The 11842-nt window shown below is 40.9% G+C and carries 2 protein-coding genes; both read left to right on the forward strand.

The features are described 5' to 3' along the window. Window positions 1–40 precede the first annotated feature (40 nt). The gene (locus tag OLM53_RS13160; RefSeq protein ID WP_264520680.1) at window positions 41–10864 is read left to right on the forward strand and encodes a gliding motility-associated C-terminal domain-containing protein; all 10824 of its coding nucleotides are present in this window, start codon (window positions 41–43) and stop codon (window positions 10862–10864) included. An 18-nt stretch (window positions 10865–10882) separates the two neighbouring features. Further along, entirely contained in the window at window positions 10883–11842 is a 960-nt protein-coding gene (locus OLM53_RS13165) for a type IX secretion system membrane protein PorP/SprF (RefSeq protein WP_264520681.1), read from the forward strand.

The raw sequence follows: 11842 nt of genomic DNA on the forward strand, positions 1-11842 counted from the left end.
TAGTTCGTTTAGCAAAGAATTGTTTAAAATTGAATTGCTTATGAGAATCACTACTCTTGTTAAAAACTATTTCTTTTATTTCCTTTTATTGTTGTGTCTTTTCGGACATAATAATACTGTATATTCTCAATGTCCTACAGTAACAAATGCCAATCAATCATTTTGTGATACACAATCGCCTACAATTGCTAGTCTTGTGGCTACCGATAATGGGGGAGGGGTTAAATGGTATGCTACTGCAACATCTACAACAGCTTTATCAAGTTCAACTAGTTTGATAAATGGTGAAGATTATTTTGCAGATGATAATACTGGAACTTGTGGAACTAGACAAAGTGTTATAGTTAAAGTGTATTCAGCTCCAACTGGACCTAACTTTCAAGGAGTTTGCGTTACTAGTTTGAGTCAAGCTACACCAACTAATTCTCAATTTGCTATTGTTGGAAATAATTTAAAATGGTATACAACTCCGTCTGGAGGTACTGCACTTTCAAATACTGCTGTTCTTTCGGATAATACTATTTATTATATTAGTCAAACTAATCCTGCTACTGGATGTGAAACTTCTAGGTTGCAATTATTTGTAAATGTTGGATTAGTTCCTGTACCAACAGGTAATGCTGTCCAAGAATTTTGTCATACGGGTGCTATGCCTACTGTTGGTGATTTAGTAGCTTCTGGAAATAATAATTGGTATTTGACTTCTGCTTTTGGTATTCCATTAGATTTATCTACTCCTTTAGTTAACGGTCAGTTTTATTACGCCACAACAGTAGATCCTCCTTGTGAAAGTAGCGATAGGTTTGAAGTTTTAGTAAATATTTATGAGCCAAACAACGCTGGTATTGATGGTGCTAGAGGAATTTGCATAGAACAAGTTCCAACCACGCCTTCTTTTGATTTGTTTAGTTTATTAGGAGGTACACCAGATAATACAGGAGTTTGGACTGGGCCTTTAGCAACTATAAATGGCTCGCAAGGTACAGTAGACCCTTCAACAATGACTTTGGCAGGAAGTCCTTATGTTTTTACTTATACTGTTACTTCGGCATTATGTGCTCCAGATACTTCGACAGTAACAATAACTATCAATCCAATACCAACAGTAACCGTTAGTAGTGCACCAGTATGTCAAGGTATACCAGCTACAGTAACGGCTACTCCAAGTCCAGCAGGGACTTATACTTATGTATGGACAGTGCCATCGGGAGCTACCAATCCTGGCAACGTTGCTACATTCACTACCAGTACAGCAGGAGTTTATAGTGTAATTGCTACCAATACCACAACGACTTGTCCAGCACAACCAGCACAGACTACAGTGGTTATTAATCCAATACCAACAGTAACCGTTAGTAGTGCTCCAGTATGTCAAGGAACACCAGCTACAGTAACGGCTACTCCGAGTCCAGCAGGGACTTATACATATGTATGGACAGTGCCATCGGGAGCTACCAATCCAGGAAACGTTGCTACATTCACTACCACTACAGCAGGAGTTTATAGTGTAATTGCCACCAATACCACAACGACTTGTCCAGCACAACCAGCACAAACCACAGTGGTTATTAATCCAATACCAACAGTAACGGTTAGTAGTGCACCAGTATGTCAAGGGACACCAGCTACAGTAACGGCTACTCCGAGTCCAGCGGGGACTTATACATATGTATGGACAGTGCCATCGGGAGCTACCAATCCAGGAAACGTTGCTACATTCACTACCACTACGGCAGGAGTTTATAGTGTAATTGCTACCAATACCACAACGACTTGTCCAGCACAACCAGCACAAACCACAGTGGTTATTAATCCAATACCAACAGTAACGGTTAGTAGTGCTCCAGTGTGTCAAGGGACACCAGCTACCGTAACGGCTACTCCGAGTCCAGCAGGGACTTATACATATGTATGGACTGTTCCATCGGGAGCTACTAATCCTGGCAACGTTGCTACCTTTACTACCACTACAGCAGGAGTTTATAGTGTAATTGCTACCAATACCACAACGACTTGTCCAGCACAACCAGCACAAACCACAGTGGTTATTAATCCAATACCAACAGTAACGGTTAGTAGTGCACCAGTATGTCAAGGTATACCAGCTACAGTAACGGCTACTCCAAGTCCAGCAGGGACTTATACTTATGTATGGACAGTGCCATCGGGAGCTACCAATCCTGGCAACGTTGCTACATTCACTACCAGTACAGCAGGAGTTTATAGTGTAATTGCTACCAATACCACAACGACTTGTCCAGCACAACCAGCACAGACTACAGTGGTTATTAATCCAATACCAACAGTAACCGTTAGTAGTGCTCCAGTATGTCAAGGAACACCAGCTACAGTAACGGCTACTCCGAGTCCAGCAGGGACTTATACATATGTATGGACAGTGCCATCGGGAGCTACCAATCCAGGAAACGTTGCTACATTCACTACCACTACAGCAGGAGTTTATAGTGTAATTGCCACCAATACCACAACGACTTGTCCAGCACAACCAGCACAAACCACAGTGGTTATTAATCCAATACCAACAGTAACGGTTAGTAGTGCACCAGTATGTCAAGGGACACCAGCTACAGTAACGGCTACTCCGAGTCCAGCGGGGACTTATACATATGTATGGACAGTGCCATCGGGAGCTACCAATCCAGGAAACGTTGCTACATTCACTACCACTACGGCAGGAGTTTATAGTGTAATTGCTACCAATACCACAACGACTTGTCCAGCACAACCAGCACAAACCACAGTGGTTATTAATCCAATACCAACAGTAACGGTTAGTAGTGCTCCAGTGTGTCAAGGGACACCAGCTACCGTAACGGCTACTCCGAGTCCAGCAGGGACTTATACATATGTATGGACTGTTCCATCGGGAGCTACTAATCCTGGCAACGTTGCTACCTTTACTACCACTACAGCAGGAGTTTATAGTGTAATTGCTACCAATACCACAACGACTTGTCCAGCACAACCAGCACAAACCACAGTGGTTATTAATCCAATACCAACAGTAACGGTTAGTAGTGCACCAGTATGTCAAGGTATACCAGCTACAGTAACGGCTACTCCAAGTCCAGCAGGGACTTATACTTATGTATGGACAGTGCCATCGGGAGCTACCAATCCTGGCAACGTTGCTACATTCACTACCAGTACAGCAGGAGTTTATAGTGTAATTGCTACCAATACCACAACGACTTGTCCAGCACTACCAGCACAAACCACAGTGGTTATTAATCCATTACCAACAGTAACCGTTAGTAGTGCTCCAGTGTGTCAAGGGACACCGGCTACCGTAACGGCTACTCCGAGTCCAGCAGGGACTTATACATATGTATGGACTGTTCCATCGGGAGCTACCAATCCAGGAAACGTTGCTACATTCACTACCACTACGGCTGGAGTTTATAGTGTTATCGCTACCAACACCACAACGACTTGTCCAGCACAACCAGCACAAACCACAGTGGTTATTAATCCAATACCAACAGTAACGGTTAGTAGTGCTCCAGTGTGTCAAGGGACACCAGCTACCGTAACGGCTACTCCAAGTCCAGCAGGGACTTATACATATGTATGGACAGTGCCATCGGGAGCTACCAATCCAGGAAACGTTGCTACATTCACTACCACTACGGCTGGAGTTTATAGTGTTATCGCTACCAACACCACAACGACTTGTCCAGCACAACCAGCACAAACCACAGTGGTTATTAATCCAATACCAACAGTAACGGTTAGTAGTGCTCCAGTGTGTCAAGGGACACCAGCTACCGTAACGGCTACTCCAAGTCCAGCAGGGACTTATACATATCTATGGACAGTGCCATCGGGAGCTACCAATCCAGGAAACGTTGCTACATTCACTACCACTACAGCAGGAGTTTATAGTGTAATTGCTACCAATACCACAACGACTTGTCCAGCACAACCAGCACAAACCACAGTGGTTATTAATCCAATACCAACAGTAACGGTTAGTAGTGCACCAGTATGTCAAGGGACACCAGCTACCGTAACGGCTACTCCAAGTCCAGTAGGGACTTATACATATCTATGGACAGTGCCATCGGGAGCTACCAATCCAGGAAACGTTGCTACCTTTACTACCACTACGGCAGGAGTTTATAGCGTTATCGCTACCAACACCACAACGACTTGTCCAGCACAACCAGCACAAACCACAGTGGTTATTAATCCAATACCAACAGTAACGGTTAGTAGTGCTCCAGTATGTCAAGGGACACCAGCTACCGTAACGGCTACTCCGAGTCCAGCAGGGACTTATACATATGTATGGACAGTTCCATCGGGAGCTACCAATCCAGGAAACGTTGCTACCTTTACTACCACTACGGCAGGAGTTTATAGCGTTATCGCTACCAACACCACAACGACATGTCCAGCATTACCAGCACAAACCACAGTGGTTATTAATCCATTACCAACAGTAACCGTTAGTAGTGCTCCAGTGTGTCAAGGGACACCGGCTACCGTAACGGCTACTCCGAGTCCAGCAGGGACTTATACATATGTATGGACTGTTCCATCGGGAGCTACCAATCCAGGAAACGTTGCTACATTCACTACCACTACAGCAGGAGTTTATAGTGTAATTGCTACCAATACCACAACGACTTGTCCAGCACAACCAGCACAAACCACAGTGGTTATTAATCCAATACCAACAGTAACGGTTAGTAGTGCACCAGTATGTCAAGGGACACCAGCTACCGTAACGGCTACTCCGAGTCCAGCGGGGACTTATACATATGTATGGACAGTGCCATCGGGAGCTACCAATCCAGGAAACGTTGCTACATTCACTACCACTACGGCTGGAGTTTATAGTGTTATCGCTACCAACACCACAACGACTTGTCCAGCACAACCAGCACAAACCACAGTGGTTATTAATCCAATACCAACAGTAACGGTTAGTAGTGCTCCAGTGTGTCAAGGGACACCAGCTACCGTAACGGCTACTCCAAGTCCAGCAGGGACTTATACATATCTATGGACAGTGCCATCGGGAGCTACCAATCCAGGAAACGTTGCTACATTCACTACCACTACAGCAGGAGTTTATAGTGTAATTGCTACCAATACCACAACGACTTGTCCAGCACAACCAGCACAAACCACAGTGGTTATTAATCCAATACCAACAGTAACGGTTAGTAGTGCACCAGTATGTCAAGGGACACCAGCTACCGTAACGGCTACTCCAAGTCCAGTAGGGACTTATACATATCTATGGACAGTGCCATCGGGAGCTACCAATCCAGGAAACGTTGCTACCTTTACTACCACTACGGCAGGAGTTTATAGCGTTATCGCTACCAACACCACAACGACTTGTCCAGCACAACCAGCACAAACCACAGTGGTTATTAATCCAATACCAACAGTAACGGTTAGTAGTGCTCCAGTATGTCAAGGGACACCAGCTACCGTAACGGCTACTCCGAGTCCAGCAGGGACTTATACATATGTATGGACAGTTCCATCGGGAGCTACCAATCCAGGAAACGTTGCTACCTTTACTACCACTACGGCAGGAGTTTATAGCGTTATCGCTACCAACACCACAACGACATGTCCAGCATTACCAGCACAAACCACAGTGGTTATCAATCCAATACCAGATGCTGGAATTGATGCACCATTGACTATTTGTTCAAATCAAAACTCAGTTGATTTAATTGCCTCACTGGGAGGAACACCACAATTAGGAGGAACATGGTCACCACCTTTAGCTAGTGGAACAGGAATTTTTAATCCTGCTATAGATACATCTGGAGTTTATACATATACTATTACAGGTATTGCACCTTGTATTGACGATATTTCAACAGTTACTGTTACTGTTGTTCAAGGACCAGAAGCAGGAGCAAACAATACACTTACAATCTGTGTCAATAATCCTCCAAAAGACTTATTCTTATTATTAGGACCAAATGCACAAACAGGCGGTACATGGTCACCACCAATGGCTAGTGGAACTGGTTTATTTGATCCAGCTGTTGATCCACAAGGGGATTATGTTTATACTTTGTCTGGAACAGCTCCATGTTCTAGCGATTCTGCTACTATATCGGTTACCGTAAATCCAATTCCAGATGCTGGTATTGATGCACCTAAAACATTTTGTTCTAATGGAACTTCTGAAGATTTATTCCTTTCATTAGGAGGAACACCACAAGCAGGAGGAACTTGGTCGCCAGCTTTAGCTAGTGGAACTGGTGTTTTCAATCCAGCAGTTGATACAGCGGGCGCCTATGCCTATACAGTTGGAGGAACTTGTGTTACTCCATCAACAGCAACAGTTACAGTTGCGATAGTTACAGCTCCAAATTCTGGAGGAACTGGACAGACTTTAAATACTTGTGCTGATATCACTTCATTTGATTTATCCACAGGTTTAAATGGTACACAAGGATCAGGTACATGGAATGACGATGATGCAACAAATGCGTTGACAAACAACATATTCAATCCATCGACCGTTGGTGTTGGAACTTATCATTTTACTTATACAGTTATAGGAACTTCACCATGTGCTAATGCTACTTCTACGGTTACAGTAATTGTGAATCCATTATCAAATCCAGGAACTGCAGTTACTATTCCACCAGTATGTACATCAGTAGGAACTATCGACTTGAATACATTAATAACTGGTCAGGATGCAGGCGGAACATGGTCAACACCTTCACCAGTTAACATTTCTGGCTTTACTGCTGGAACTTATACTTATACTTATTCGGTAACTAATTCTTGTGGAACTCATACTACGGATGTTAACTTTACGGTTCTTCCAAATCCAATCTTAACTAATGCAAATGTTATCAATGCCTCTGCTTGTGTTGGTGCTGATGCCTTAATTAATTTAACGGGAATGGTTGATGGAACTTATAGTTTGAATTATAGTTTAAGTGGAAGTAATACATTAGCAAATCAAACGGCAACTGTCGTAATTTCTGGTGGAGTAGGGAACTTTACTGTTCCTGCGACTAGTCTTCCTAATACAGGAACCACTACAATTACCTTTACTACCATTCAAGATACTGCCTCAACATGTCAAGTTACTTTAACGGGTATATTGGCAACGATTACAGTGAAACCGTTAGTGCAAATTAGCAATACTAACATTGCTGTTTCTTCCATCTGTATTGGTTCAAATGCAGTCGTTGAAATTTCAAATGCGGTTAATCTTCCTGATGGAATATATCAATTTGATTATGTAATTCCTACAGCAACTCCGCCAACTGGAAATTCAGGAGATGTAACGATTACAGGTGGTGTAGGTCAGTTCTCTGTTCCAGCTTCTGTTTTTGCAACCATTGGAAATTATACCATTACGATTAGTGGAATTACCATCACAAATGGATGTTCTAACACTAGCCAAGATGCTAATATTACTTTTGCAGTTGTTGGCCCACTCTCGCCAGGAACAGCTGTTACACCGACTCCTTCTTATTGTACTTCAGTTGGGACTATTGATTTAAATACTTTATTAACTGGTCAGGATGCAGGAGGAACATGGTCAACACCTTCACCAGTTAACATTTCAAGCTTTGTTGCCGGAACTTATACCTATACTTATAGTGTTACAAATACCTGCGGAACTTTTACTACGGATGTACAATTTACAGTTCTACCAAATCCAATCTTAACAAATACAAACATTAGTAATGCTGCTGCTTGCGTAGGGACTGATGCAGTTGTTAATTTAGCTGGAATGGTGGATGGAACGTATAGTCTGAATTATAGTTTAAGTGGAAGTAATATATTAGCAAATCAAACGATAACGGTTGTGATTTCAGGAGGAGTTGGAAGTTTTACAGTTCCTACTATTAGTATTCCTAATACGGGAACTACAACCATTACCTTTAATACCATTCAAGATACTACATCTACTTGTCAAGTGACTTTGACCGCTATACTGGCTACGATTACCGTTAATCCATTAGTGCAAATTAACAATACTAATATAGCAGTTTCTTCTGTATGTATTGGATCTAATGCCATAGTTGAAATTTCAAATGCTATTAATTTACCTGACGGAGTTTATCAATTTGATTATTCAATTCCAACAGGAACTCCTGCAACAGGAAATTCAGGAGATGTTACTATAACTGGAGGAGTAGGTCAGTTTTCTGTCCCAGCATCGGTTATTGCAGCTGTTGGAAACTATACCATTACGGTTACTGGAATTACTACTATAACAGGCTGTTCTAATACTAGTCAAAATGCTAATATCACATTTGCGGTAGTTGCTCCACTGTCATCAGGAACAGCAGTTACACCAACGCCTTCTTATTGTACTTCTGTTGGAACTATAGATTTGACTACTTTATTAACAGGTCAAGATGCAGGGGGAACATGGTCAACACCTTCACCAATTGATGTCAGTGCTTTTGCTGCAGGAACTTACACCTATACTTATAGTGTTACTAATGCCTGCGGAACTTTTACCACAGATGTTCATTTCATAATTTTACCAAATCCAGTAATAACGTCAGCAAACATTACCAATGCAACAGCTTGTATAGGCACTGATGTCGTGGTTAATTTGACAGGAATGGTTGATGGAAGTTATACGTTGAACTATGATTTAAATGGAAGCAATACATTAGCAAATCAAACAGCTACGGTTGTAATTTCGGGAACAACAGGAAGCTTTACCATCCCTGCTGCCAATGTTCCTAATACAGGAATCACTATTATTACCTTTACTACAATTCAAGATACAGCATTAACTTGTCAAACCACTTTGACTAATGTAGCTGGAAGCATCACCATTAATCCAATTGTACAAATAGACAATACTAATTTGGCCGTTTCATCTGTTTGTATAAATTCAAATGCAGTAGTGGATATTACTAACGCTGTTAATCTTCCAGATGGTGTTTATCAATTTGATTACACTATTCCAACCGGAACGCCATCAACAGGAAATTCGGGTGATGTAACCATTACAGGTGGTGTTGGTCAGTTTACAATTCCGGCGTCAGTTATTGCTACCGTTGGAAGTTATACGCTTACTATTAACACCATCACTACCACAATAGGTTGTTCAAACACTAATGAAGATGCCAACATTACATTTACAGTTGTTGCTCCTTTATCAGCGGGAACTGCTGTTACACCAGTACCATCATATTGTGCTTCAATAGGAGTTCTTGATTTGGCCTCACTTTTAACAAATGAAGATGCTGGAGGAGGATGGACTGATAGTAATGGACAAGCGGTAACATCACCATTGAATATCATCAATTTCACAGCTGGAACATATAGTTATACCTATTCACTTACCAATGCGTGTGGATCAGATTCTGAAGTAGTGCAATTTACTATTTTGGCTACACCACAATTAGCAACATTCAATGTATCCGTTTCTCCTGCATGTTTAGGAAGCGGTGTTATTGTGAGCCTTAACGGAATGGTTGATGGAACTTACACCTTAAATTATGATTTATCAGGAAGTAACACATTAGCAGGACAATCAGTAATAGTTACCATAGCATCTGGTATCGGAAGCTTTACTGTTCCTAGTGCCTCATTACCAAACGTTGGTACAACAGTAATTACATTTACAAGTATTGTAAATAATACAACTACTTGTTCAAACACACTAACCAATGTTGTCCAACAAATTATCATTAGACCACTTGCTGATGTTGATAATACCAACTTAAGTGTGACCAATGTTTGTTTTGGCAATGGTATAGTGGTGAATATCTCAGGAGCTACAAATCTCCCTGATGATGTATATCAATTTAGTTATTCGATTCCAAATGGAACGCCAATAGCAGGAAATTCAGGAAATGTAACCATAACTTCTGGTGCAGGTCAATTTGCAATTCCATCATCAGTATTCCCTACTGCTGGAAACTACACATTAACAATTAATGGAATTGTAGCCACAACAGCTTGTACCAATGCCAATGAAAATGCTACGGTTAGTTTTGTCATCAATCCAATTCCAAACACTACTGGAGCAACAGTTGCAGCTCAAGATACTTGTACTAATATAGGTAGTGTAGTAACTATTTCAGGAGCGACTAGTTTAGCAGATGGTAATTATTCTATTACCTATCAATTATCTGGTGCAAATACTGCAACAGCAACAGTTTCTGTCACATTCACAGGAGGAGCAACAACATTTACCATAACTGGAACGGATATAGTAAATAATGGAAATACTACTATAACAATTAATAACTTGACTGCTACTGCATCAACTTGTGGTATTACAGGCACAGTATTCCCAATAGCTACTTTCAATGTAGCGCCATTAGCAACACCAGTTTTAAATCCAAATGGTGAACTTTTCTGCGGAACGCTTATCCCAGCGCCAACTATCGCAAGTCTATCGGCTAATATTGTTGGAACTCCTACAGTAATTTGGTATAATGCCAATATTGGTGGAACTGCTTATAGCGATGCCGATTTATTAGTTAATGGAACAACCTATTATGGAGCTCTTGTTTCTGCAAATGGTTGCGAAAGTGCAACTCGCCTTCCTGTTAAGGTAGATTTGACGGTTTGTGATGTTGTAATACCAGATGGTTTCTCACCAAACAACGACGGAATCAATGACACTTTTGAAATTCCACATCTTGCTATTTTATTCCCAAATTTCAAATTAGAAATCTATAATCGCTACGGAAGTTTAGTTTATAAAGGAGATATAAACGTTCCAAATTGGGACGGAACAACTACCGTAGGTGGTTTGAATTTAGGCGACAAATTATTACCAACTGGGGTTTATTTTTATATTCTTGATTTTAATGACGGAATAAAAAGTGCCATTCAAGGTAGAGTATATCTAAACAGATAAGGAGCAATGAGTACAAATATGAAACATAAAATTATAAAATATCTCTTAGTGCTGCTTGTGGTATTTTTGACTTCAAAGTTACACGCACAACAAGATCCGCAGTTCACTCATTATATGTATAACATGAGTGTGGTCAATCCAGCATATGCAACAGATAATCCAGATGTAATTAATTTAGGAGGATTATATCGTGCCCAATGGGTAGGAATAAAAGGAGCACCAACGACCCAAACGTTCTTCGCTCACAAACCGTTGTCGAAAAGAGTGGAAATGGGTATTTCAGTGGTACACGATGAAATTGGTAATGTGGTAAGAGAAAATAACATCTTTGCCGATTTTGCTTATGTAATTCCTTTAAACGAATCGGTAAAATTATCATTCGGATTGAAAGCGGGAGTTACTTTATTTAACACCGATTTTAACGGATTTGTCTATACCGACCCTACGATAGATCCAGCATTTCAGGATAACATTAGTAAAACCTTTCCGAATATTGGTGCCGGAACGTATTTGTTTGGACCCAATTATTATGTTGGTTTTTCCACCCCTAATTTAATGACTTCAAGACATATTGAAACCATAAACGGACGTCCAGGAAGTGGTGTGGAATCGGTACATTTTTTCTTAACCAGTGGTTATGTATTTACGTTTAACGGAAATGATAATTTCAAATTAAAACCAGCATTCATGGCCAAAGGAGTAGAAGGAGCCCCTGTTGCTTTAGATTTAACGACGAATGTTTTAATTAATAACAAATTTGAATTAGGTGCTGGCTATAGATTGGGAGATTCGGTTAGCGGATTAGCCAGTTTTTATATTACACCAACACTCAGAATTGGATATTCCTATGATTATACGTTATCCAATTTGGGTAGATTCAATTCGGGTTCTCACGAAGTATTTTTACTATTTGATTTAGATTCAAATAAACTCTCTTCATCAGGTAAAGGATACGACAAATCACCAAGGTTCTTTTAA

The organism is Flavobacterium sp. N1994 (assembly GCF_025947145.1).
Lineage (GTDB): Bacteria > Bacteroidota > Bacteroidia > Flavobacteriales > Flavobacteriaceae > Flavobacterium.